We start from the raw sequence: 23875 nt of genomic DNA, 5'->3' as shown, positions 1-23875 counted from the left end.
CACCATAGCGTAATCACATCACGGCCACCCTCGGGTGGCCGTGATGCTTTTCAGAGAAGGATCTGATTAGCCTGATGGGATGCTTATCAATAAAACAGGAACCTAACGAACCGGTGGCAACGCGCGAATCCACTGCCTGATTGCCGTTGCTACTGCATATGCGCCCTGTGCATCGAGCAAAAAATCATGGTCTGTCGGCCAACTTCGCACCATGCCTTGACGCGCTGTCCCGGCATATTGATGAAGCGGGTTCGCGGATCGGCCGCCTGGGTTAACAGACGCATTCTCGATGCCCTTAGCAAACCCCCCTTTCTAACGGATCATAGCCGCCAGCCAATTAACGCTGCGCGGCTTGCTCGGCCATAAAGTCGATAAACGCCCGCACCTTGGCAGACAGGTGCTTGCGACTGAGATAGAGGGCGTAGAGATAGAATCGCCCCATCGACCACTGCGGCAGGATGGGCACCAGCTCACCGCGCGCCAGATAGGGGGCCAGAATAAAGTCGGGCTGCACGATAATGCCGGCGTCATCCAGTGCCAGGGTGGTCAACAGCTCGCCATTGGTGGCCTGCACCGTCGGGTGAACGCGAATACTCACCTCACTGCCATCCTGATGGGTAAATGCCCAGTTCTCACCGGTCGAAAGGTATGAATAGTTGAGAATGGCATGCTCGCTCAGATCGTCCGGGCTCTGCGGGCAGCCATGCTGCTTCAGATAGGCCGGGGTGGCGCAGACAATCATGCTGATTTCGTGCAACCTTCTGGCAATCAGCTGTGAGGTGAGCGCGCGCGAGATACGCAGCGCCACATCAATGCCCTCGTTGGCGAGATCAACTACCCGATCTGACAGATCGATATCAAGACGCAAATCGGGATATTGCCGCCGAAACACCGTCAACAACGGGGCCAGTTCATGAATCCCGTAAGAGTGTGGCGCGCTGATCCGTAGCATCCCTTTGGGTTGCAGCACCTCCTGCCCGGCCATCGATTCAGCTTCGGCAATATCACTTAAGATCGACTGCGAGCGGGAGTAGAACTCCTGCCCGATATCCGTGAGCGACAGGCGCCGGGTGGTGCGATGCAGCAGACGCACCCCAAGATGAGATTCCAAGCCACTGATTTGGCGAGAAATCGCCGCCGTCGATGTATCCAGCATCTCAGCGGCCGAGACAAAATTTCCCTTATCCACCACCGCAACGAACGCCTGCATGGCCTTGGTGATATCAATCATCCCCTCACCTCACTATTACATTAAACGTAACAATCAATTGCCGATGCTGCGCTTTTTAGTTCGATTATTGCAAGTAGTATTAGCACCAAGGTCATCAACAACCTGATGACAACGACACATTCACCGAGGGGAAACGATCATGAAAGTATCCGTAATTGGCGCAGGCAACATGGGTTCCGGTTTCGTTAAGCAATTTGCTCAGGCAGGCCACACCGTTCTGGTCACCGCCATTGACGGCGAGAAAGCCGCCGCGGTGGCAAAGGCTCATGGCGCCACCGCCGTCGATGCCAAAACCGCTGCCAGTGCCGACCTGATTGTGCTGGCTACCGCTGCGGGCGATGCCGTCACCGCGCTGCAATCACTGGGTGATATCAGCGGCAAGACCGTTATCGATATTACCAACCCGCTGACTGCCGATTACATGGGGCTGACCATTGGCCACAGCACCTCCTCGGCCGAAGAGATCGTTAAAGCCGTGCCGGGCATCAGGCTGGTGAAGGCATTTAATACCGTCTTTGCCCAAGTGTTGGCCGGTGGTGCCAAGCTGCCGTCCGGTGAACAGGTACAAGTCTTTGTCGCCAGTGACGATGCCGCCGCGAAAGCCAGCGTCACCAGCGTGGCTGCCGATATGGGCTTTAAGGTGGTGGATGCCGGCGGTCTGAAAAACGCCCGTTATTTGGAAGCTGTGGCCGGTTTCAATATTTACCTGGGTTATGGCGCGGGTCTGGGCACCGCCATCGCACCAGTCTGGGCTGGCCTGTAATTCACATCACGCACACCAATATGGCGGGCGGCCTTGCGATAACGCGGCGGCCCGCTCACCCACCCCTGATATCGGGTTGAGTCATCTTCATTGATAAGGGATATATGATGAACGCAAAATGGGTTTATATCGCTTCGGCACTGTTGGTCGGCAGCATCACCACTCAGGTCTCTGCCAAAGAGTTATCCAGTGCAGAAAAAGCCGAGCTGGCCGCATTAAAAGCTCAAGTCGCAGAAATTGCCAAAACCAGGGCAACCGAGCAGGCCAATTTGAAGAACTTTGATGATCTCGACTTCAACGTTTATAGCGGTCAGAAGTGGGATGAATTGGGTAAATCCCACGCCAAGAACATCACGGTGCATTACCCTGATGGTCGGGTTACCAAAGGGCTGGCCAGTCATATTGAAGAGCTGAAACCCATGTTTGTGTTTGCGCCGGATACCCGCATCAAAGAGCATCCAATCCGCATCGCCTCAGGTGAGTGGACGGCGGTTTCCGGCACCATTACCGGCACCTTCTCCAAGCCTATGCCGATTGGTAATGGCAAGACCATTGCCGCCACCGGCAAGCCCTTCAGCATCGGCATGATGACCATAGGTCACTGGAATAAAGCGGGTGTGATGGATGAAGAGTGGCTGATGTACGACAACCAGTCGTTTATGAAGCAAATTGGTCTGGCCCAATAAGCAATCACATTGCCAAGCAGTCGTTACGACGCGCAAAAGACCTGACACCGGCGATAAGCCGGTGTTTTTTTAAACGCCCATCATTTATCCACACTCAGGCCAGCGGGACAGTCGGCCGCGCTTTCGAGTAAGCTGGGGCAATGCGCAAGCACCACCCGAGAAAGGATTGCCCCATGATGCTATTAAGGCCGATGCGCGCCGACGAGTTTGCCGCCTATCTCGACTACTTTATCCCCGACTACGCCGCCGAGATTGTAGCGAACTACCGGTTATCCGAAAGCGAGGCGCGAGAGCAGGCCAGACGGGAGATCAGTGTCAGCCTGCCCGACGGGGTCAACAGTGCCGGCCATGTTCTGCTCTGCCTGGTCGATTCGGCCAAGCACCCGGATAACGCACTGGGTTATCTCTGGTACAAGGCCGACGCGGCGATGCGTGAAGCCTTTATTTACGATTTTTATATCCACCCCGACCATCAAGGGAAAGGGCTGGGCAAACAGGCGCTGCAACTGCTGGGGGAGGCCCTCAAGGCGCGTGGTTTTGCACAAATCAAACTGCGGGTGGCCGGTGATAATGAGCGCGCCCGCCATCTGTATGAGGTCAGCGGTTTTCAGGTCACCGGCATCAATATGAGCAAGCCGCTATAACGCATCAGCACCGCGAGATCTCGGGCTCTTGATAACAAAAAGTGGCGCCCGACCGGGAGCCACTTTTATCGGAAATTACGGACTTAATTCCGAGAAACGGGATTGGCGTGAGTTGGTCACCCCTTGTCATGTCCGCTTGGCGAGCCACTTATTGCAGGCACTGATAACTGCCATCCGGGAAATCTTTGTATTTGCTGTGGCCAAAATCGATCCCGCCACGGCAGGTCGCGTAATTATATTCACCGACCACGTCGATATCATAATCCTGCCCCGGCGCAAGATTGTTGGAGTGGGTATAGAAGCCGCCATCCGGCCCATCGCCGCAGCGTTGGTTGGAGTATTTCAAATTGCCACACCACAAGACAAAGATCTGTTCATCACAGGCGTTGTGGAATATAACCTTCTCCTCGCCATTGCTGACCGTTAGGCAATCTTTGGCATCTTGCCCCGGATTGGCATAGGCGCTAAGGGTTGAACACAGGCTCAACGTCAGGCCAATTGCGATATTTTTCAACATGCTACAGTTCCTTCTGCTGCTATGGATGGACGCGCTTAACGCGCTCGCCCACCAAAGATAGCAGCCCCTCCACCACCTTGCGCCGCAGCGGCCGGAACGTATGAACGTAGGGTGCAATGAACGCAGTGAATTGCACCAATGGTGGCCCGCAAAAGCGTTACGTGTTGGTGCAGCCCGTGCGGAGCTCGATTAGCGAGCGGTGCAATGCGCCGCGCTTATTGCACCCTACACCTGCTCCCCCCCCTTGGCGCAACGCCTTAAGCCAAAGCACCCACTACGCCACGGTAAAAAAGGTGAGGTTACAATTTATTTCCGTAGACACCTAAGAGTATATTTGCTACTTAATAATAAACGGCCTATCTTTTTGCAAATCAAACAAATCAATAAAGAAAGGTGCCTCCACATTTTCTTCTACGCCAATTTTAATGCCCGATGAATTCGTACAGAAAAAATCAAAATGATATCGTGGATGAATTTTTTTGTTCGCATTATCCATATCATCATCAAATCTAAAGTATCCATGTTCTTTTAGTAAAAGAGATGATAACATATCTGAATATAAAATAGCCTCATTGAAGTCTAGGCCAAAACTTTCATGCAGTGAAAACACCACATTATCATTACAGTATGTTCCTTCTCGACATGTATTTATTGCATTTTTTAGATAGTAAGTTGTCGCAGAATCTATCACCAACCCAAACTCATCGTAATTAAAAACAACATTTAAGCCATGATCAATCAGCTGAAAAGGCAAGCTCATAGTAAAAAAACCATCCCTTTTTTTTACCAACACTCGCTTAACATCTCCAGTGAATATCGCAAGATCAAATGCACCAGGGTAGTTAACTCGAGAGTAAGAACAACTATTTAATGCCTCGACAACATTGAGTAGATTCTCTAAGTTACTGTAAGTATCTCTCACGGCGACAAATTTATCCATGTGCGAATGGGGAATTTCATTAAAGAAATACGCACTCATAGCACCTTATTCCTTTGATATTCCAGCTCGATTATACCCTGAACGTAATCAGTATCATAATCATCAATTTCTGACAATATCTTTGATACATTGTTAATTATTTTCGCAATTAATCTCGGACTTGATTTACGCCCTGCACAGTATCGTTTAACAAGAGAGTCCAGTGAAATCTCTTCATCTAGCACGATGAAATCTTTTTGCTTATCTATTTCTTCCTTAGTCGGCAGACGAATGTCCATATAATTATTTTCCGTCAAAAACTCTAACCCTTCATTGATATTCCTAAGAACATCCTTATCTGTTGTACTACCAAGAATCAAATGACTTTCTAAGAAAGAACGAGTCATCATTGTATACAATGCGTTCCTGAAAGAAGAGCTTCTAGTCAGATTCTTTGCAAAACAGATTACAAAGGGAAATTCCAATCCTTTAGCATTGTTTATATTTGATATGAAAAATTTATTGGACTCCCTTGATTTACTCTCAAAAGACACATTGGAGTCCCACCCAAGGTTTGCCTTAACAGTTCTAGCTAACTTAGAAACCTCATCATAGATATATCGCTCCGTATCTAAAAATATAACAGCCACATCCCCTTGGGTGAGCGTGGGATGCCTGAGCTTCATGCCACTTATAATATCTATTATTGAATTTGACAAATCGCTATCGTTATCTATTTCATGTAGTGATGTGCTTTTAAAATTTTGTGGTATATCTTCAAAACGTCTAAGTGGGTCTCGTGAGAGATGCACTCTCCCTTTAGTTTCTTTATGGTTGTAGCCACAGGCATCCCATTCAGCATTTTTTAACCAACGAAGAACCGGTTTTTCATACAACCCCATACCCAATGCATGTGAAAACATGAGGTTTTTAGGGTCAGTTCTATAACATTTCTTCAACACCATGTCGGCGCGATTAACATTATCAGCTATTGGTCTAAAGATATTTTGGAAAACATCACCAGCAATAAAGACCTTTTTTTCGGTAACCAATTCACACAGATCAAGAAAACTTTGAGGAAAATCTTGGCTCTCATCAACAAAGACATAGTCAAAGGCTTTTTCTTTTTCCCATTTTTTACTTTTTATATCATCGATTGCTTTTTTACAGAGCCATTCAAAGGAACCGGATGAAAATGTACCAAAGGGGATATCATAGTAATGGCAAATATAGCGATACATACCTGAATTTGGTTCTCTGCCACTTCCCCAAGAATGGAAGCAAAAGAGTTTATTACCCCAATCAATTTGTCTCTCAACCCTCATAAAATCAAAAAAATCAGGTATTCTAGTTTTCATTGTAGATGCTAGGATTTTATTAAAGCAAGTAAAGGCAATTTTAGCTTCAGAGTTCTTTGAATATATCTCCTTTAGTTTATGAAGCAACAATTCTGTCTTACCAGAGCCAGCAAGCCCCTGAATAACATATTTCTTTCCGAACCCAGCTTTAAATACAAAACTAGTCTGATCTGTATCAAAAAGAATAATTTTTGACTTAACTGAATCCAAAATGTTATCCGCATCCAAGTTAATCTTAGACATATCATTAATACTTCCGACTATTAATGATATGATCAAATCCACTATCCTCGATTCTTTTTTATCTAGTTTTAAATCCTTAAATGAAAAATCCTCTATCCCTACTGATTTAAAAAGACTTTCCCACTTCTTTTTTCTACCTATTTTGTCCCGATATTTGAACTTTTCCGACAGATATGCGACATCCTCAAGAAAATCATCAACATACTCTTCAAAAGCCTCCTCATCTCCATCAATATTAACAAAGCATGGACTTATGCCAGCAGAAAAAATCACAATTGCACTTTCGTAATCATAACTGGAATCATCCTTTGAAAGAGGACGACAGAGGACATATGTTTGCTTTTTCTTCGTTTTGGCAAACAAATCAATGTCAGATTTGATACCTGACTTTTCAGCAAGAACTAATGCGTCATCAGAATAAAAACAATAGTTAGACATGAGGTTAGCCTTTCTGTTGAGAATCCCTTAGCCTTATGAGCAAAGATTACCAATAAACTGCATGAACAATCTAGCATCGTGGATTAGAATATCTAAACGTGTTTGTTGCATCACATCATTAAAGCTAAAACGTGATGGATATAAAAAACCCAGCCTAAGCTGGGTTGGTTCATTAAAAATCCTACTCTATTCAGAGCGCCTCCAACCTCGCATACGCCGCCACCAGCCATTTAGCGCCGGAGTCGTCGAAGTGGATCTGCACCCGGCTTTGTGGGCCCACCCCTTCGTAGTTCAGAACCGTGCCTTCACCAAACTTGGGATGGCGCACGCGCTGGCCGAGGTTGAAACCACTCTGGCTAAAGCTCTGCTGCACTTCGCTCTGGCTAAAGCGGCCGTACTGGGTCGGGCGGCTGACCTGGGTGCGCAGGCGGATCTCCTCCAGGCACTCGGCGGGCATTTCGCGGATAAAGCGGCTCGGCTTGTGGAACATCTCGCGGCCATAGATGCGGCGGCTCTCGGCATAGCAGAGATAGAGCTTCTCCATGGCGCGGGTCATGCCGACGTAGCAGAGGCGGCGCTCCTCTTCGAGACGGCCGGCCTCTTCGGTGGTCTGTTGGCTGGGGAACATCCCCTCCTCCACCCCGACCATAAACACCATGGGAAACTCCAGCCCCTTGGCGCTGTGTAGCGTCATCAGCTGCACCGCATCGGCGTGTTCGTCGGCCTGCCCTTCACCGGCCTCGAGGGCGGCGTTGGCGAGAAACGCCGAGAGATCGCTCATCTCGTCGGCCTCTTCCGGACGGGTGAACTGGCGGCAGGCGCTCACCAGTTCCTCCAGGTTTTCTACCCGCGCCTGGGATTTCTCCCCCTTCTCGGCCAGATACATGGCCTTGAGGCCGGAAGCCTGAATGGCGATATCGGCCTGCAGGTGCAAAGGTTGCAGGCTGATCTGCTGTTCGAGGGCATCGATCAGCTCGACAAAGCCACCCACGGCATTACCGGCGCGGCCCGACAGCACCTTGTCATTGAGCAGCTCACGCGCCGCCTGCCACAGGTTAAGGGCGCGATCGCGGGCATGACCACGGATGATATCGAGAGTGCGATCGCCAATGCCACGGGTCGGGGTGTTGACCACCCGCTCGAAGCTGGCGTCGTCGCCTCGGTTGTTAATCAGGCGCAGATAGGCGAGCGCGTCCTTGATTTCCTGCCGTTCGAAGAAGCGCAGACCGCCATAAATGCGATAGGGCATGGCGTCTTGCATCAGGGCTTCTTCCAGCACCCGCGACTGGGCGTTAGAGCGGTAAAGAATGGCGCAGTCGGCCAGCAGGCCGCCCTTGTCGCGCCACTCTTTCAGGCGCCCGACCACGAAGCGCGCTTCGTCCACCTCGTTAAAGGCGGCATACAGAGAGATGGGTTCGCCCTCGACGCCTTCGGTCCACAGCTCTTTGCCCAGGCGCTCGGCGTTGTTGGCGATCACCTGGTTGGCGGCCTTGAGGATGGTGGCGGTGGAGCGGTAGTTCTGCTCCAGCCGGATGGTCTCTGCGCCGGGATAGTCGCTCAGGAAGCGGTGGATGTTCTCAATCTTGGCGCCGCGCCAGCCATAGATGGACTGGTCATCGTCACCGACGATCATCACCTTGCCGCTGTCGCCGGCCAGCATGCGCAGCCAGGCGTACTGCACGCCGTTGGTATCCTGAAACTCGTCCACCAGAATGTTCTGGAAGCGGTCGCGGTAGTGCTCGAGGATATGCGGGCGGTTGAGCCACAGCTCGTGGGCGCGCAGCAGCAGTTCGGCAAAGTCCACCAGCCCAGCGCGATCACAGGTCTCCTGATAGGCCTGATAGATCTTCTGGTAGGTGCGGGTCACCGGATCGCCGTAGAGATCGATATCGCCGGGGCGCAGCCCCTCGTCTTTCTTGCGGTTGATATAACCGGTCACCTCGCGCGGCACCCAGTGCTTCTCGTCGAGGTTGAGGGCGCGGATCACCCGGCGCACCAGCCGCAGCTGATCGTCCGAGTCGAGGATCTGGAAATCCTGCGGCAAATTGGCGTCGAGGTGATGGGCGCGCAGCAAACGGTGGGCAATACCGTGGAAAGTGCCAATCCACATGCCGCGCACCGCACCGCCCAGCACCCGCTCGACCCGGCCACGCATCTCTGCCGCCGCTTTGTTGGTAAAGGTGACCGACAGAATGGAGAAGGGCGAGCACTGCTCGACCTGCATCAGCCAGGCGATGCGGTGCACCAGAACCCGGGTCTTGCCCGAGCCGGCTCCGGCCAGCACCAGCAGGTTGCCGCGCGGTGCTGCCACCGCATCCCGTTGCTTGTCGTTAAGGCCATCGAGCAGGCTTGAAACGTCCATCACCACTCCTGTTTATTTATACAGCGTGTCATTATACGGAAGTGGCGGCGGATGACCATCACCGTTGCACATCCCCATTCGGTCGCAATACAGGAGCCTGTTGGCACTGTCACAAAAATTCATCGTTAATCCAATTACAATCCGCCGACTGGCAACATAACGATGAGAAATCAATATGATGGTTCTTTCCACCCGCCTTGGCGCCGTGGCGGCCGTGCTGCTGCTCGCTGGCTGTCAGCAGGCCACACCCCAACCGGGCGATGTCACCCTGCGCCTGATGCAGACCTCCGATATTCACTCCAACCTGCTCGGCTTTGACTACTACCAGAACAAGGAAAACCCCAAGTTCGGTCTGTCGCGCACCGCCCTGCTGATCCGTCAGGCGCGCAGCGAAAACCCCAACAGCGTGCTGCTCGACAACGGTGACCTGATCCAGGGCTCGCCGCTGGCAGACTATGTGTTTGCCCAGCAGGAGAAGAGCGGTTATCTGGCCCGCCAGCCGCATCCGGTATTCAAGGCGATGAATACGCTCGGTTATGACGCCGGTAACCTCGGCAACCACGAGTTCAACTATGGCCTGAACTATCTGTCGCAGACCCTCAAGGGGGCCAACTTCCCCTATGTGAACGCCAACGTCTTTGATGCCGGCGCTTTTGGCCGTGACGGCAAGGGGCAGATCGCGTGGAACAAAGCGCACTTCACCCCATATCTGCTGCTCGATCGCAAGGTGATCGACAGTCAGGGCCATGAACAGAGCATCAAGGTCGGGGTGCTGGGGCTGACGCCGCCGCAGGTGATGCAGTGGGACAAGCGCCATCTCGAAGGCAAGGTGGTGGTGGCCGATATGGTGGAAACCGCCGAGCACTACATCCCCGAGATGCGCGCCAAGGGTGCTGATGTGGTGGTGGTGGTCGCTCACACCGGCATTAACGCCAACAGCCGCGAGCAGCTGATGGAGAACGCCGCTTACTATCTGGCGCAGGTGAAAGGCATCGACGCCCTGATGCTGGGCCATGCCCACAAAAACTTCCCGGGCGACTATCCGGATATCGCAGGCATCGACAACCAGAAGGGCACCATTGCCGGGGTGCCGACCGTGATGCCGGGCTTTTGGGGCAACCACCTCGGCATTATCGATCTCAAGCTGACCTATCAGCAGGGCCGCTGGCAGGTGGCGGGCAGCCATGCCCAGCTGCGCCAGATTGACAGCAGCGCCGGCAGCCCGGTCGATCAGCAGGTAGTGCAGAATGTTCAGGCCGACCACGAGGCGACCAACCGCTGGCTCGACTCGCCGCTCGGCCGCATCACCACGCCGCTACAGAGCTTCTTTGCACTGGTACAGGATGATCCGTCGGTGCAGATCGTCAGCGATGCCCAGCTGTGGCACGCACAAAGTCTGCGCCAGAGCGGTCTGCTCAAAGAGTCGTGGCCGCTGCTCTCGGCCGCCGCGCCGTTCCGTGGCGGTCGCAACGGCATCACCGATTACACCTGGGTGCCGGCCGGCAGCATTTCGCTGCGCAACGTATCGGATCTCTATATCTATCCCAACACCCTGCAGGTGGTCGCCATCAACGGCGCGACGGTGAAGGAGTGGCTGGAGATGAGTGCCGGTCAGTTCAACCGCATCGATACGGCCAGCAAGGCGCCGCAGGATCTGGTGAACAAGGGCTTCCCCACCTACAACTTCGACGTGATTGACGGGGTGCACTACCAGATCGACGTGACCCAACCGGCCCGCTATGACAAGGACGGCGCCAAGGTGAGCGACGGCCAGCGTATCCGCCAGCTGACCTGGCAGGGCAAACCGGTCGATCCGGCCCAGATGTTCTATGTGGTCACCAACAACTACCGCGCCAGCGGTGGCGGTCACTTCCCGGGCATCAACGGCAAGGTGATCGTGCACGAAGATCCCAAGGAGACCCGCGAGATCATCTCGGAATATCTGGTCAAGCTGGCCAAGGATCATCCGCAGGGCTTTGCGCCGCGCGCCGATGGCAACTGGCAGATGGCGCCGTTGCCACAAGGGGCCGATGTGCGCATCTACTCCTCGCCGCGTGCCGAGGCCCGCGCCGAGGCCGGCCAGCGTCTGCACTATTTGCATACACTGCCCGAGCAGGATACGGCCAATCCGGGCTATGGGGTTTATCGTCTGACCCACTAAGGTGCAAATCAGCGTGCAACAGGGCGGCCATTGTGCCGCCCTGTTTTGCTCTGGCGCAGCACCGAATTTAAATAAAAAGCGGCCCAATCGGCATGGTTATGCAAAAAACTCATGCCTGCCATGAAAAATTATCGATAGTGGGTCACCCCGTTCTCGCGTTCAATGCCACTATCCCCGTGACGACGCTTTAGAACGGATACCCAACAATGCAAACCCCGGTCCAGTTGCGCTCCAAACTCCCCGATGTGGGCACCACCATTTTCACCGTGATCGGCCAACTGTCGAACCAGTATCAGGCCATCAACCTCTCGCAGGGCGCGCCCAACTTCCCGTGTGATCCCAAGCTGGTCCAGCTGGTCAATCAGGCGATGGAGCAAGGCCGCAACCAGTACGCGCCGATGACCGGCTTGCCGGCACTGAAAGAGGCGATTGCCGCCAAGGTGGCCGAGCTCTACGGCCGTCACTATGACGTCGGCAGCGAAGTGACCATCACCGCCAGCGCCAGCGAGGGGCTCTATTCCGCCATCTCGGCACTGGTGCATCCGGGCGACGAGGTGATCTATTTCGAGCCGTCGTTTGATAGCTATGCGCCGATCGTGCGACTGCAAGGCGCCCATCCGGTGGCGCTCAAATTGTCGGTGCCAGAGTTCACCATCAACTGGGACGAAGTGCGCGCCGCCATCACGCCCAAGACCCGGATGATCATCGTCAACACCCCGCACAACCCGAGCGGTCAGGTGTTTACCGCCGATGATCTGCAACAGATGGCAGATCTGCTGCGCGGCACCGATATCGTGGTGCTGTCGGATGAGGTGTATGAGCACATGGTGTTCGACGGCCAGCGCCACCACGGCATGGCGACCCATCCCGAACTGGCCGAGCGCAGCGTGATTGTCTCGTCATTTGGCAAGACCTTCCACGTAACGGGCTGGCGGGTGGGCTATTGCGTGGCACCGGCCGCGCTGATGGACGAGATCCTGAAAGTGCACCAGTTCATGATGTTCTCGGCCGACACCCCGATGCAGTACGGCTTTGCCGAATACATGCGCGATCCGGCCACCTATCTGCATCTGGCCGATCTCTATCAGGCCAAGCGCGACCTGATGGTGAAACATCTTGCTGACAGTCCGTTCAAGCTGCTGCCAAGCCAAGGTTCATTCTTCCTGGTCGCCAGCTATGGCCACTTTAGCAGCGAGCCGGACAGCCAGTTCGTGCAGCGGCTGATCACCGATTACCGGGTGGCGACCATCCCCATGTCAGCGTTTTACACCGACGGCACCGATAACCGGCTGATCCGCCTCTCGTTTGCCAAAGACGATGCCACCATCATCGCCGGTGCCCAGGCGCTGTGCCGGGTCAAGGTGTAAGGAGCGGCATGATGCAGCCACATCACAAGGTCGCCGCCATCCAGATGAACAGTGGCGCCGTGCTGGCCAATAACCTGGCCCGTGCTGGCGAACTGGTGGCCGAGGCCGCGCAAGCTGGCGCCAGTCTGGTGTTGCTGCCGGAGTATTTCTGCCTGATGGGCGAGCACGACAGCGATCGGGTTGCCATCGGCGAGCCGTTTGGCGATGGCCCAATCCAGCGCTTTTTGTCAGATCTGGCCAAGCGCGAACAGGTGTGGCTCTCCGCCGGGACCGTGCCGCTCATCAGCTCCGAGCCTGGCAAGGTGTTTAACAGCAACCTCTGGTTCGACGATCAGGGCCAATGCGTCGGGCGCTACGACAAGATCCACCTGTTCGGTTTTGATAACGGGCAGGAGTCCTATCTGGAGTCCGCCACGCTGGCGGCGGGTCGCACCATCACCACGGTGACCACCCTGGTCGGTGAGGTGCGCGCCTCGGTCTGCTATGACCTGCGCTTTCCCGAGCTGTATCGCCAGCAGAGCGGCTATGCCGTGATCACCGCACCGGCCGCCTTTACTTACACCACGGGTCAGGCGCACTGGGAGTTGCTGCTGCGCAGCCGCGCGGTAGAAAACCAGTGTTATGTGGTGGCTGCGGCCCAAACCGGAATTCATCCGGGTGGCAAACGAACCTTTGGTCACAGCATGATTGTCGATCCTTGGGGAAATATTCTCGATTGCCGTGAAGAGGGTGAGGGAATAGTGATTGCAGCGATCGATTTTTCCCATATGATGAAAATTCGCCAGCAACTTCCGGCACTGAAAAACAGAATTTTTAATTGAGCATCGTCACTATTGTCTGAGAGGGAACTCGTCATGAAGAAAATGAATCTGCTGTTTATTTCTTTGGGTCTGTTGTCGTCTGCCAGCGCGCTGGCAGCGGAAATGCGTTTTGGTCTGGAAGCGGAATACCCCCCGTTTGAAAGCAAGAACGCCAAGGGTGAGCTGGAAGGCTTCGACATCGAGCTGGGCAACGCCATTTGTAAAGTGGCAGAGCTCAAGTGCAGCTGGGTAGAGAGCAGCTTCGACACCCTGATCCCGGCGCTGCAAGCCAAGAAGTTCGATGCCATCAACTCGGCCATGAACATCACCGACAAGCGTAAGCAAGCCATCGACTTCACCAACCCGATCTACCGGATCCCGACCCAGCTGGTCGCCCGTCCGGAAGCCAAGCTGGCACCGACCGCCGACGCCCTGCAAGGCAAGAATATCGGTGTGCTGCAAGGCTCTATCCAGGAGGTCTATGCCAAGGCCCACTGGGAGCCGAAGGGCGTAACCGTCACCTCCTACAAGGATCAGAACCAGGTCTATAGCGACATGGCCAGCGGCCGTCTGGACGGGACGCTGGTGATGTCTGCCGCCGGTCAGGAAGGCTTCCTGGCCAAGCCGGAAGGCAAGGGCTTTGCCTTTATCGGTGACCCGGTAGACGACGCTTCCATCCTCGGCAGCGGCATCGGTTTTGGTCTGCGCAAGGGCGATGAAGCCTTGAAGACCAAGCTCAACGCCGCCATCGAAAAGGTAAAGGCTGACGGCACCGTGACCACCCTGGCCAAGAAATATTTCACCGGCTTTGATGTCAGCGTGAAATAAATCGGCGCGACGCCATAAAATATCCAGCCGGCCGCCGGATTGTGCGGCCGGATTATTTTATGAAGCGCCGCAATGATGAATTTATCGCGTGACCATCAGCGCGCTAAAGAGTGAAAAACGGGACATCTTTATTCCCCCGTTATTCCGAAGATGGACAGTTCTCACGCTCTTTGCTCCCTATTTGACAGTGGACCAATAGTGGCCTGATTGCACCGAATTGGCCGCCATTGCCCGCAAAACGGGCAGAGCAGGGAGCGCAGCGGCAGTCGCGTTGTTGCCCTGAATCTTTTTTGGTAGAGTGACCATAAATCCGATTTTATATGCAACAAATTCAAGATTATATTCATTAAAAATCGGTCGGCGCTGGCATGCTCTCTGCATCGGCGCAGGCGCCCGGCTCTGCACACCGCCACCGAGTCAGTGGCAGGCGGCGGGCGTCAACGGATAGTCAGTTCAGGAACGCACATATGCTGTACGGATATGGCCAGATCATCTGGCTCGGTTCACAAATCACCATTCAGCTGGCCCTCTGTTCGGTCGGCGTGGCCATCTTGCTCGGCCTGCTTGGCGCCACCGCCAAGCTGTTCGGCTCGCGCCCGCTGGCGCTGCTGAGCGACTGCTACACCGCGCTGATCCGCGGCGTCCCCGATCTGGTGCTGATGCTGCTGCTGTTTTACGGGCTGCAGATCGGCGTGAACGCCATCACCGAACACTTCGGCTGGGCCCAGTGGGACATCGATCCCTTTATCGCCGGGGTAGTGACCATCGGCTTTATCTATGGCGCCTACTTCACCGAGACCTTTCGCGGCGCCTTTATGGCCGTGCCCAAGGGACAACTGGAAGCTGGCGTCGCCTATGGCTTCACGCCGTGGCAGGTGTTTCGCATGATCCTGTTTCCGCAGATGATGCGCTTTGCCCTGCCCGCCCTGTCCAACAACTGGCTGGTGGTGCTCAAATCGACCGCGCTGGTGTCGCTCATCGGTCTGGCCGATGTGGTGAAGGTCACTCAGGATGCCGGCAAAGGCACCTATCACTTCTTCTTTTTCACCATCGTCGCGGCGGCTATCTATCTGATGCTGACCACCCTCTCCAACCTGGTCTTCTTCTGGCTGGAGCGGCACTACGCCATGGGACAGCGGAGGGCCGGCCTGTGATCGAGATTTTGCAAGAGTACGGCAAGTCATTGCTGTGGAGCGACGGCTACCGCTTTACCGGCGTGGCGGTCACCTTGTGGCTGCTGGTCGCGTCGATCGGTATCGGCTTCTGCCTCTCTATCCCGCTGGCGATGGCGCGGGTCTCTGCGAAGAAGCGCTACCGCTGGCCGGTGTGGCTGTTCTCCTATGTGTTTCGCGGCACCCCGCTCTATGTGCAGCTGCTGGTGTTCTACACCGGGGTCTACACCCTGGAGTTTGTGCGCGCTACCGACTTTCTGAACTGGTTCTTCAAAAGCGGCTACAACTGCACCCTGCTGGCGCTGGTGCTCAACACCTGTGCCTACACCACCGAGATCTTCGCTGGCGCCATCCGTGACACCGCCTATGGCGAGGTGGAGGCGGCCCGGGCTTATGGCTTTTCCGGCTGGAAGCTCTATCGCACCATCATTCTGCCGTCGGCCCTGCGCCGGGCGCTGCCGGCCTACAGCAACGAGGTGATCCTGATGCTGCACGCCACCTCGCTCGCCTTTAGCGCCACGGTGCCGGACATTCTCAAGATTGCCCGCGATATCAACGCCGCCACCTATTTGTCGTTCCATGCTTTCGGCATTGCGGCCGTGCTCTATCTGGTGATCTCGTTTTTGCTGGTGGCGCTGTTCAGACACGCCGAGCGGCGCTGGCTCAAGCACCTTAAACCCGTCGCTGCCCATTCGTAACAGGTTGAATTCATGAGCAATACCAAACTCGAAGTCAAAGAGCTGCACAAATATTACGGTCAGCACGAGGTTCTCAAAGGCGTGTCGCTGGCGGCTCATGCTGGCGATGTGATCAGCATCATCGGCTCGTCCGGCTCGGGCAAAAGCACCTTCCTGCGCTGCATGAACTTTCTGGAAAAGCCCACCGAGGGCTCGATCTACATGAACGGCGACGAGATCCGCATGGTGCGTGATCCGACAGATGGTCAGTTGCGGGTGTTCGATCGCAAGCAGCTGCAACTGCTGCGTACCCGGCTGACCATGGTGTTCCAGCACTTCAATCTGTGGAGCCACATGAACGTGCTGGAGAACGTGATCGCCGCGCCGGTGCATGTGCTGGGGATCAGCCGCGAAGAGGCACAAGCCCGTGCCCTGCGCTGTCTGGAAAAAGTGGGGATCGATGCTCGCGCCCGGCAAGCCTATCCGGCTCACCTCTCGGGTGGCCAGCAGCAGCGGGTGTCGATCGCCCGCGCTTTGGCCATGGAGCCCGAGGTGCTGCTGTTTGACGAGCCCACCTCGGCACTCGATCCCGAGCTGGTCGGCGAAGTGTTGAAGATCATGCAGCAACTCGCCGAAGAGGGCACCACCATGATTGTGGTGACCCACGAAATGGGCTTTGCCCGCCATGTATCCAACCACGTGATGTTTCTGCATCAGGGGCTGGTTGAGGAAGAGGGTAGCCCGGAGCAACTGTTTGGCGATCCGCGCAGCGACCGTCTGCGCCAGTTTCTCTCCGGCTCGCTCAAGTAATACCGGTTCACTTCATCCCCGACGCGGCAGACCGCTCTGCCGCGCCACAAGGACATCGCAATGCGCACTCCACGCAAAATGGGCGTGATCGGGGTCGGTCACGTCGGCGCACACGTCGCCAGCCAACTTATCAGCCGTCAGGTGTGCGACCAGCTGATCCTGCTCGACACCGATGCGACCAAGGTGGCAGCTCACGCCCAGGATCTTAACGACAGTGCCGCCTTCAACCGTCATCCAGTGCAGGTAACGGTGGGGGATTATCAGGATCTGGCCGATGCCGACATCGTGGTGGTCAGTGCCAGCGGCCCGCTGTTTCGCGAAGATCGCCTCGAAGAGCTCAACGACAATCTGGCGGTGATGGACAGCATCATCACCGGGCTTAAGTCGGTCGATTATCGTGGCCTGCTGATTGCGATCACCAATCCATGCGACGTGATTGCCTGGTATCTGGCCAAGCACAGCGGCTGCACCGTGCTTGGCACCGGCACCTTGCTCGACTCGGCGAGGCTGCGCGCGGCGCTGGCCCGTGAAACCGGCGTAGCGCCGCAGAGTATTCAGGCCTATTGCCTTGGCGAGCATGGCGACAGCCAATTGATCGCCTGGAGCAGCGTCACCCTGATGGGCATGCCGCTGACCGAGCTGGTGCAGCGTCTGCCCGAGCGCTTCGGCCACCTCGATCGCGCCGCCATCGAGCGTGAAGTGATCGGCGCCGGCTGGCAGATTGTGCTGGGTAAAGGCGCCACCGAGTTTGGTATTGGCGCCGCCACCGCCGAGCTGGCACTGGCGATCTTGCACGACGAGCAGCGCATTTTGCCCTGCTCGGTGGCGCTCGAGGGTCACTATGGCGAGCAGCAGGTCTATGCCAGCGTGCCCTGCCTGATTGGACGGCGCGGCGTGGTCGAGATCCTGCCGCTGCCGCTGGATGAGCGCGAACAGCAGGCGTTTGCCCACAGCTGCGCCAGGTTGCGCAGTTTTCACCCCGTTTTGCGTTAACCGTTGGCGTTAACTATCCAAGGAGTTTTCATGCCGCATACTCTCTCTTTCCCTGCCCATCTGGTGCGTGGCGCCGGTGCCGGCAACGAGATTGCCAGCTGTGTAGCCCGCTTGGGCGAGCGCGTATTTGTACTGGGCGGCGTGAAGGCGCTGGCCGCCGCCGAATCCTGGTTAAGCGGGCAGCTGGCTGAAAAAGTTGTAGCGCGTGCTCACTATGGCCGTGATGTCACCTGGGCCGCCATCCACGCTCTGACCGAGCAGGTGAAGGCCAGCGGCGCTGACGTGCTACTTGGGGTGGGCGGTGGCAAGGCGCTCGACACCGCCAAAGTGGTGGCCGAGCTGGCCGGTCTGCCGGTGGTGATGCTGCCAACGCTGGCCGCCACCTGCGCCGCCGTGTCGGCGGTGTCGGTCATCTATGACGAGCAGGGCCACTATGTGGGTCTGCACAAGCTGGCCAAGGCGCCGGATGCAGTGATCCTCGACCCGGCACTGATCGCCACCGCGCCGGTGCGCTGGCTGGCGGCGGGTCTGGGCGATACCCTGGCCAAGCTCTATGAGTACCGCGCCATCTCGGGCGGCCAGCCGACCCTGAGCGTCAATATGGCCGCCTATCTCAACGGTCAGCTCTGCTATCAGCTGATTGCCCGCCACGGTAAAGAGGCCTGCGCCGAAGTGACCACTGGCCAACCCGGCTTTGCTCTCGAGCAGGTGATGGACGCGATTTTCCTCTACGCCGGATTTACCTCGATCATGGGCGTTGGCGATCACGTCGCGGCGGCGCACGCCATCTTCGACGGCTTTACCGCGCTGGATAAAACCCGCGAATTTGGTCACGGCTTGTTGGTGGGATTTGGCAACCTCTGCCTGTTGGCGCTGGAGCAGCGCAGTGATGACGAGATTGCCGAGGCGATTGCGCTGGCACGCGATTGTCAGGTGCCGGTCGCACTCGATGAGATTGCATCGCTCGATGCCGCTGAATTGAAGGTGGTGGCCGATGCGGCCTGCGCGACGCCAGACATGGGCAATATGCCGGCCGCGGTCAGCGCCGAGGCACTGATCGCCGCCATGCAGCGGGTCAGCGCGCTGGCACAGCGTCGGTAAACCAGCCGGTCAGGGTCTCTAGCAGGCCCTGCTTGCTGCTGGCGGGGCGGTGCAACAGATAGTAGGCCGCCCCGGTTGCTACCGGCTCGTCATAAGGCATCACCAGGCGCCCCATCCGTACATCCTCGGCCACCAGCAGCACGTCAGCCATGGCAATCCCAAAACCTTGAATCGCAGCGCTGATGGCCAGATCCATGGTGTCGAAATGCTGGTGTTTGCGCATCTCCACACTGTCCCGGCCAGTCGCAGAGAGCCACAACAGCCAGTCGCGGCGATCGCGAGTCGGGTGCAGGAAGGTTTGATTAGGCAGAGTGTGAGCATCGGTCAAAGGGCCCAGTCGCTCGCTTAAAGATGGAGCCAGCACCGGGGCGATGCGCTCATCAAACAGCCGGATTCCACCTGCCGGCGGCTGGCCATCGGCCACAAACACTACGGCCGCATCAAACGGTTCGCTCTTAAAATCGATGCCATGGCCGGTGGTGGTGGTCAACGCCACCTCCAGTTCGGGGTGCAACTGCTCCAGATGCAGCAGTTGCGGTACCAGCCAGCGCATGGCGCAGGTGGGCGCCTTGAGCGTCAGGGTGCCGTTTTCCAGCGTGGCCCGCTGGGTGGCGCGCAGCAGTTGATCAAACGCCCCTTCCACCTCCGGCAGCAGATCACTGCCGCGCTCGGTCAGATTAAGGCCGCGGGCATGGCGCTGAAACAGGGGAAAGCCGAGAAACCCCTCCAGCGTGGCGATCTGCCGACTGACCGCCCCTTGCGTCACGCACAGCTCCTCGGCCGCCCGCGTCAAATTCAGATGGCGGGCCGTCACCACAAAAGCGTGCAGGGCATTAAGAGGCGGGAGGCGCTTGGTCATGAGAGTTCCGGTTATGATTTTTTCTCATAACGATTATGGCAAGGAAGGGCGGCAGCAAACAACCTCCCGCACCCATCCTAATCGTCAGACGGCCTTGCCAATTGCTGCAAAGCCAGCTCGCCCGCGGCATCCACCGGGGAGTAGACCAGCATACGGTTGCCGTTACGCGGCGCAGACCACCAGTTGGTCTGCTGCAGCGCAACGATGCCGATACCGGGCAGATCGAAGCGCTTGATGCGGTTTTCAAACCCGAGCACCTCCTGGCGCTGCCAGATCTGCTGAAACTCGGGACTGGCATCAAAATAGCGTTGCAACTGCTGCTGCCACACCGGTTCGTCGAGGTGCTCGGCCATGGCAGTGCGATAGAGCGCCGCCCATTGGGGAATCATCTGCGACCAGTCCACCAGCCGGGCACGCCATACCGGATTGGTCAGGGCTTGCAACAGGCAGTTGCGCTCTTCAGGTGGCAGGCTCATCACCGATAATCCCAGCAGCCGGTCATAGGCGCGATTGCACGCCACGATATCAAACCGTGCCGTCTGCAGCAGGGCGGGCAGAGGGTCGAGGTGATCGAGAATGCTCTGCATGGCAAACGTGGCTTGCTGGCAACTGTACTGCTGACGCGGCGACATCTGCCCCAATCCTGCCAACGTAAACAGGTGCTGGGTTTCGGTATCACTGCACTGCAGTGCCGAGGCAATGCCACTCATGACCTTGGGTGACACGCGGATCGGTTGCCCCTGCTCAAGGCGGGTGTACCAGGTCACGCTGATATCGGCCATCTGCGCCACATCGTCACGGCGCAGACCGGGGGTGCGGCGCCGGCCTGAGCTGATCACGCCAAGCCGGACAGGGTCGAGGCTTTCGCGGCGCGCCCGCAAGAAAGCGCCCAGCGCCAGCCGGCGTGACGCTTCATCATCTGGCAACACGTCATCGGGATAGGGGGAAGGCGTGAGATAAGCGACCATTTCGCGATTCCTGTCACAATTTATCCTAGGCTAGTCAGATTCTTGTACCACCCTCAAGCCCTTTCTACAGTGCACTCCTGATTCTTTGTGGAGTTGAACCATGCACACCCCTGCTCCCACCCTTGGCAAAGCCGGCCTTTGGGTATTGTTATGCGGCATGTTGCTGCCGCAGATCGACTTCTCCATCGTTAACGTGGCACTCGATGCGATGGGGCTCTCTTTGCATATCACCCCGGTCCAGCTGGCGCTGACGGTCACTGTCTATGGTCTCTGCTTTGCCATTGCCCTGGCACCGGGAAGTCTGCTCGGCGATCGTTACGGTCGCCGCAAAATATTTATGCTGGGTATCGCCGGCTTCGGCCTCGCCTCATTGGCCTGCGGCTTGGCCAGCACACTGACGACCCTGCTGGTCGCTCGCGCTATTCAGGGGATCACCGCAGCGCTGATCGTTCCCCAGGTGCTCGCCACCATCCATGTCACTTTGAGCGGAGAGCATCACTCGCGGGCGGTTGGCTACTACAGCGCCATCGGCGGTCTGTCGTTTGTCATCGGCCAGGTCAGCGGTGGGTTGCTGGTGTCGGCCGATATTGCCGGGTTGGGCTGGCGCAGCGTGTTTCTTATCAACCTGCCGCTGGCGGTGATTTTGTTGCTGATTGTACCGCGCTGCATCCCGGAAACGCGCAGTGAGCATTCGCATTCTGTGGATTGGGCGGGCGCCATGTTGCTGGCCGGTTTTGTCTTCTCCCTGCTGCTGCCACTGACCGTGGAGATGCCGCTGTGGCAACATCTGCTGATCCTGCTGCTGGCAGCAATCTGCCTGACCTTGCTGATGATCGTGAGCCGCACCCGTGAGCAGCGCGGCCGGATGCCGCTGCTGCCCCCTTCTTTGCTGCGCATTCCGACACTGCGCCTGGGCCTGCTGGTCAGCATTCTGTTTTTTGCCTGCTGGAGCGGTTTCATGTTTACGCTGGCGCTCACCCTGCAAGGTGGCGTAGGGCTGAGCTCACTGCAATCTGGTAACGCCTTTATCGCCCTTGGCCTCAGCTATTTTGCTGGCGCCATGCTGAGCAGTCGCCACGCCGGGCAGATCCCGCGCACCCGACTCCTGCTGTGGGGCTGCGCCATCCAGATGCCGGGGCTGATGCTGTTGATGCTGACGCTGTATTGGGGCTGGCAGCATGTCGGCATTGTGCTGCTGGCGCCCGCCACCATGCTGATTGGCTTTGGTCAGTCCTTTATCGTCGGCAGTATCTATCGCATCTGTCTGACCAATATCTCAGCGGCTCAGGCTGGCGCCGCCAGCGCCACGGTCAATACGGTCATTCAGATTGCCTCTGGCCTGGGTGCCGCCTTGATGGGCTCGCTGTTTGCCCGCCTGCTCGGTTCTGACCAGCACTACCAATACGCCATGTTGGGCTGCCTGCTGTTAGAGCTGATCCTGATGGCGCTGGTGGCCATGTTGGTCTGCCACTACCGCCGGGGCGAAGTGCGGCTGGCCGCCGCCCAAGCCTGACATACAACAAAGGAGCCCACGGGCTCCTTTGCCATACCATCCGCTGTGCGTTACTCCTGCACCGGCTCTGCCAGTGAGGCGCCCTGAGTGGCGATCACCTTCTGATACCAGAAGAAGCTCTGCTTGCGGCGCCGCTCCAGCGTACCGCGCCCCTCGTCGTCACGTTCGACGTAGATGTAACCATAACGCTTGCTCATCTGGGCGGTGGAGGCGCTGACCAGATCGATCGGGCCCCAGCTGGTATAACCCATCACCTCGACGCCATCTTCAATCGCCTCGGCCACTTGCAGCAGGTGCTCACGCAGATAGTGGATGCGGTACGGATCGCGGATGCTGCCGTCGGCTTCCAGCTTGTCCTTGGCACCGAGACCGTTCTCGACGATAAACAGCGGTTTTTGATAGCGATCCCACAGCAGGTTGAGCAGAGTGCGCAGGCCCACCGCATCGATCTGCCAACCCCATTCCGAGGCCGGCAGGTGCGGGTTGGTGATGATGTTCAGAATATTGCCGCGGCTGTATTCGTGCGGATCAGCCGAGGCGCAGCCGGTGAAGTAGTAGCTAAACGAGATGAAATCCATGGTGTTGCTGGCCAAAATCGCCTCATCACCCGGCGCAAATTCCACCTTGATCCCCTCGTCACGCCAGGCGCGCAGCATGTAGCCCGGATAGCGGCCACGCACTTGCACGTCACCGAAGAACAGCCATTCGCGGTTCTTCTGCATCGCTTCCAGCACGTCGTTGGGCTTGCAGGTGAGCGGGTATTGCAGGCCGCCGAGCAGCATGTTGCCGATCTGCGCATCCGGCAGCAGCTCGTGGCAGGCCTTGACGGCCAGAGCACTGGCCACCAGCTGGTGGTGGATCGCCTGATAAATAGCCTGCTTGCTGCTCTGGTGCGGCAGCCCCACCCCGGTGAAAGGCGCGTGCAGCGACATGTTGATCTCGTTAAAGGTGAGCCACAGCTTTACGCGCTGACCATAACGGGTGAACACGGCGCGGGCGTAGCGCTCGAAGCACTCGATCACCTTGCGACTGCCCCAACCGCCGTAGTGCTCGATAAGGCCAAGCGGCATTTCATAGTGAGAGAGGGTGATCAGCGGCGTGATGTTGTGCTTCTCCAGCTCATCGAGCACCTTGTCATAGAAGGCCAGACCCGCTTCATTCGGTTCGGCTTCGTCCCCCTGCGGGAAGATGCGGCTCCAGGCGATAGAGAAACGCAGGCAGCCAAACCCCATTTCGGCAAACAGGGCGATATCCTCGGCATAGCGATGATAAAAATCGATGGCGAGATCCTTGACGTTAAAATCCCCCGCCACCCGCGTGACGTTGCCGCCAAAGATGCCCTGCGGCTGGATATCGGAGGTGGTCAGCCCTTTGCCATCGGTCAGATAGGCCCCTTCAACCTGATTGGCCGCGACGGCGCCGCCCCACAAAAACTCTTTCGGAAACAGACTATTCATTGCGTACT

21 protein-coding genes are annotated in these 23875 nt (G+C 56.8%); 13 read left to right on the top strand and 8 right to left on the bottom strand.

The features are described 5' to 3' along the window. Positions 1-337: 337 nt before the first annotated feature. Positions 338-1231: a LysR family transcriptional regulator gene (locus BW958_RS11130; protein WP_218641761.1), complete on the bottom strand. Its 894-nt coding sequence runs from the start codon at positions 1229-1231 to the stop codon at positions 338-340. Between the two features lie 139 nt (positions 1232-1370). Between BW958_RS11130 and BW958_RS11125 the strand changes: the two genes are divergently transcribed. The 3 genes from BW958_RS11125 to BW958_RS11115 all read left to right on the top strand — a co-directional run bounded on the left by BW958_RS11125 (position 1371) and on the right by BW958_RS11115 (position 3324). Beyond that, entirely contained in the window at positions 1371-1994 is a 624-nt protein-coding gene (locus tag BW958_RS11125) for an NADPH-dependent F420 reductase (RefSeq protein ID WP_076575812.1), read from the top strand. A gap of 107 nt (positions 1995-2101) precedes the next feature. Continuing rightward, on the top strand, positions 2102-2680 hold the full coding sequence (locus BW958_RS11120) for an ester cyclase (protein ID WP_076575811.1): 579 nt from the start codon (positions 2102-2104) through the stop codon (positions 2678-2680). A 173-nt stretch (positions 2681-2853) separates the two neighbouring features. After that, positions 2854-3324, top strand: a complete 471-nt coding sequence (locus BW958_RS11115; RefSeq protein WP_076575810.1) for a GNAT family N-acetyltransferase — start codon at positions 2854-2856, stop codon at positions 3322-3324. Positions 3325-3472: 148 nt separating this feature from the next. Here BW958_RS11115 and BW958_RS11110 read toward each other — a convergent pair whose 3' ends face one another. The 4 genes from BW958_RS11110 to uvrD all read right to left on the bottom strand — a co-directional run bounded on the left by BW958_RS11110 (position 3473) and on the right by uvrD (position 9161). After that, on the bottom strand, positions 3473-3841 hold the full coding sequence (locus tag BW958_RS11110) for a hypothetical protein (protein ID WP_076575809.1): 369 nt from the start codon (positions 3839-3841) through the stop codon (positions 3473-3475). Between the two features lie 337 nt (positions 3842-4178). Next, positions 4179-4820: an STM2766 family helicase-associated protein gene (locus BW958_RS11105; protein WP_076575808.1), complete on the bottom strand. Its 642-nt coding sequence runs from the start codon at positions 4818-4820 to the stop codon at positions 4179-4181. Continuing rightward, entirely contained in the window at positions 4817-6799 is a 1983-nt protein-coding gene (locus BW958_RS11100; RefSeq protein WP_076575807.1) for an STM2767 family DEAD/DEAH box helicase, read from the bottom strand. Before BW958_RS11100 ends, BW958_RS11105 begins: the two co-directional genes overlap by 4 nt. A 190-nt stretch (positions 6800-6989) precedes the next feature. After that, positions 6990-9161, bottom strand: coding sequence for a DNA helicase II (gene uvrD / locus BW958_RS11095; protein ID WP_076575806.1), 2172 nt, complete (start codon positions 9159-9161; stop codon positions 6990-6992). 178 nt (positions 9162-9339) lie between these two features. On the opposite strand from uvrD, the gene BW958_RS11090 reads away from it, so the two are divergent. The 9 genes from BW958_RS11090 to BW958_RS11050 all read left to right on the top strand — a co-directional run bounded on the left by BW958_RS11090 (position 9340) and on the right by BW958_RS11050 (position 19070). Further along, positions 9340-11322, top strand: a complete 1983-nt coding sequence (locus BW958_RS11090; RefSeq protein WP_076575946.1) for a bifunctional 2',3'-cyclic-nucleotide 2'-phosphodiesterase/3'-nucleotidase — start codon at positions 9340-9342, stop codon at positions 11320-11322. Positions 11323-11528: 206 nt separating this feature from the next. Continuing rightward, positions 11529-12689 (top strand): methionine aminotransferase, encoded by a 1161-nt coding sequence (locus tag BW958_RS11085; protein WP_076575805.1) that lies wholly within the window; start codon positions 11529-11531, stop codon positions 12687-12689. Between the two features lie 8 nt (positions 12690-12697). Beyond that, on the top strand, positions 12698-13510 hold the full coding sequence (locus tag BW958_RS11080; RefSeq protein ID WP_076575804.1) for a carbon-nitrogen hydrolase family protein: 813 nt from the start codon (positions 12698-12700) through the stop codon (positions 13508-13510). Between the two features lie 33 nt (positions 13511-13543). Next, positions 13544-14317, top strand: a complete 774-nt coding sequence (locus BW958_RS11075; protein WP_076575803.1) for an ABC transporter substrate-binding protein — start codon at positions 13544-13546, stop codon at positions 14315-14317. 467 nt (positions 14318-14784) lie between these two features. Then, entirely contained in the window at positions 14785-15471 is a 687-nt protein-coding gene (locus tag BW958_RS11070; protein WP_076575802.1) for an ABC transporter permease, read from the top strand. Beyond that, positions 15468-16187: an ABC transporter permease gene (locus BW958_RS11065; protein WP_076575801.1), complete on the top strand. Its 720-nt coding sequence runs from the start codon at positions 15468-15470 to the stop codon at positions 16185-16187. The genes BW958_RS11070 and BW958_RS11065 overlap by 4 nt, the downstream gene beginning before the upstream one ends. Before the next feature lie 12 nt (positions 16188-16199). Then, complete coding sequence (hisP, locus tag BW958_RS11060; RefSeq protein ID WP_076575800.1) at positions 16200-16976, top strand: histidine ABC transporter ATP-binding protein HisP; 777 nt, start codon at positions 16200-16202, stop codon at positions 16974-16976. A 60-nt stretch (positions 16977-17036) separates the two neighbouring features. Next, positions 17037-17969: an L-lactate dehydrogenase gene (locus BW958_RS11055; protein ID WP_076575799.1), complete on the top strand. Its 933-nt coding sequence runs from the start codon at positions 17037-17039 to the stop codon at positions 17967-17969. 30 nt (positions 17970-17999) lie between these two features. After that, entirely contained in the window at positions 18000-19070 is a 1071-nt protein-coding gene (locus BW958_RS11050) for an iron-containing alcohol dehydrogenase family protein (RefSeq protein WP_076575798.1), read from the top strand. On the opposite strand, the gene BW958_RS11045 is transcribed toward BW958_RS11050, so the two are convergent. After that, a complete protein-coding gene (locus tag BW958_RS11045; RefSeq protein ID WP_076575797.1) occupies positions 19045-19929 on the bottom strand; it encodes a LysR substrate-binding domain-containing protein in 885 nt (294 codons plus the stop codon). The genes BW958_RS11050 and BW958_RS11045 overlap by 26 nt on opposite strands. Positions 19930-20006: 77 nt before the next feature. Beyond that, a complete protein-coding gene (locus BW958_RS11040; RefSeq protein ID WP_083687315.1) occupies positions 20007-20897 on the bottom strand; it encodes a helix-turn-helix transcriptional regulator in 891 nt (296 codons plus the stop codon). Positions 20898-20997: 100 nt separating this feature from the next. On the opposite strand from BW958_RS11040, the gene BW958_RS11035 reads away from it, so the two are divergent. Beyond that, on the top strand, positions 20998-22410 hold the full coding sequence (locus BW958_RS11035; protein ID WP_076575796.1) for an MFS transporter: 1413 nt from the start codon (positions 20998-21000) through the stop codon (positions 22408-22410). A 50-nt stretch (positions 22411-22460) separates the two neighbouring features. Here BW958_RS11035 and ascB read toward each other — a convergent pair whose 3' ends face one another. Next, complete coding sequence (ascB, locus tag BW958_RS11030) at positions 22461-23867, bottom strand: 6-phospho-beta-glucosidase (RefSeq protein ID WP_076575795.1); 1407 nt, start codon at positions 23865-23867, stop codon at positions 22461-22463. Between the last annotated feature and the right edge of the window lie 8 nt (positions 23868-23875).

The sequence above is a fragment of the Aeromonas sp. RU39B genome, assembly GCF_900156095.1.
In the GTDB taxonomy this organism is placed as follows: Bacteria; Pseudomonadota; Gammaproteobacteria; order Enterobacterales; family Aeromonadaceae; genus Aeromonas.
This window is presented reverse-complemented; position numbering and strand designations above follow the sequence as displayed.

Excerpts from the sequence above, each read along its gene's own strand:
- BW958_RS11050 (WP_076575798.1), top strand. The coding sequence starts at position 18,000 with ATGCCGCATACTCTCTCTTTCCCTGCCCATCTGGTGCGTGGCGCCGGT.
- BW958_RS11120 (WP_076575811.1), top strand. The coding sequence starts at position 2,102 with ATGAACGCAAAATGGGTTTATATCGCTTCGGCACTGTTGGTCGGCAGC.
- BW958_RS11085 (WP_076575805.1), top strand. The coding sequence starts at position 11,529 with ATGCAAACCCCGGTCCAGTTGCGCTCCAAACTCCCCGATGTGGGCACC.
- BW958_RS11105 (WP_076575808.1), bottom strand. The coding sequence starts at position 4,820 with ATGAGTGCGTATTTCTTTAATGAAATTCCCCATTCGCACATGGATAAA.
- BW958_RS11090 (WP_076575946.1), top strand. The coding sequence starts at position 9,340 with ATGGTTCTTTCCACCCGCCTTGGCGCCGTGGCGGCCGTGCTGCTGCTC.
- ascB (WP_076575795.1), bottom strand. The coding sequence starts at position 23,867 with ATGAATAGTCTGTTTCCGAAAGAGTTTTTGTGGGGCGGCGCCGTCGCG.
- hisP (WP_076575800.1), top strand. The coding sequence starts at position 16,200 with ATGAGCAATACCAAACTCGAAGTCAAAGAGCTGCACAAATATTACGGT.
- BW958_RS11045 (WP_076575797.1), bottom strand. The coding sequence starts at position 19,929 with ATGACCAAGCGCCTCCCGCCTCTTAATGCCCTGCACGCTTTTGTGGTG.
- BW958_RS11040 (WP_083687315.1), bottom strand. The coding sequence starts at position 20,897 with ATGGTCGCTTATCTCACGCCTTCCCCCTATCCCGATGACGTGTTGCCA.
- BW958_RS11125 (WP_076575812.1), top strand. The coding sequence starts at position 1,371 with ATGAAAGTATCCGTAATTGGCGCAGGCAACATGGGTTCCGGTTTCGTT.
- BW958_RS11055 (WP_076575799.1), top strand. The coding sequence starts at position 17,037 with ATGCGCACTCCACGCAAAATGGGCGTGATCGGGGTCGGTCACGTCGGC.
- BW958_RS11110 (WP_076575809.1), bottom strand. The coding sequence starts at position 3,841 with ATGTTGAAAAATATCGCAATTGGCCTGACGTTGAGCCTGTGTTCAACC.
- BW958_RS11100 (WP_076575807.1), bottom strand. The coding sequence starts at position 6,799 with ATGTCTAACTATTGTTTTTATTCTGATGACGCATTAGTTCTTGCTGAA.
- BW958_RS11070 (WP_076575802.1), top strand. The coding sequence starts at position 14,785 with ATGCTGTACGGATATGGCCAGATCATCTGGCTCGGTTCACAAATCACC.
- BW958_RS11115 (WP_076575810.1), top strand. The coding sequence starts at position 2,854 with ATGATGCTATTAAGGCCGATGCGCGCCGACGAGTTTGCCGCCTATCTC.
- BW958_RS11130 (WP_218641761.1), bottom strand. The coding sequence starts at position 1,231 with ATGATTGATATCACCAAGGCCATGCAGGCGTTCGTTGCGGTGGTGGAT.
- BW958_RS11075 (WP_076575803.1), top strand. The coding sequence starts at position 13,544 with ATGAAGAAAATGAATCTGCTGTTTATTTCTTTGGGTCTGTTGTCGTCT.
- uvrD (WP_076575806.1), bottom strand. The coding sequence starts at position 9,161 with ATGGACGTTTCAAGCCTGCTCGATGGCCTTAACGACAAGCAACGGGAT.
- BW958_RS11035 (WP_076575796.1), top strand. The coding sequence starts at position 20,998 with ATGCACACCCCTGCTCCCACCCTTGGCAAAGCCGGCCTTTGGGTATTG.
- BW958_RS11080 (WP_076575804.1), top strand. The coding sequence starts at position 12,698 with ATGATGCAGCCACATCACAAGGTCGCCGCCATCCAGATGAACAGTGGC.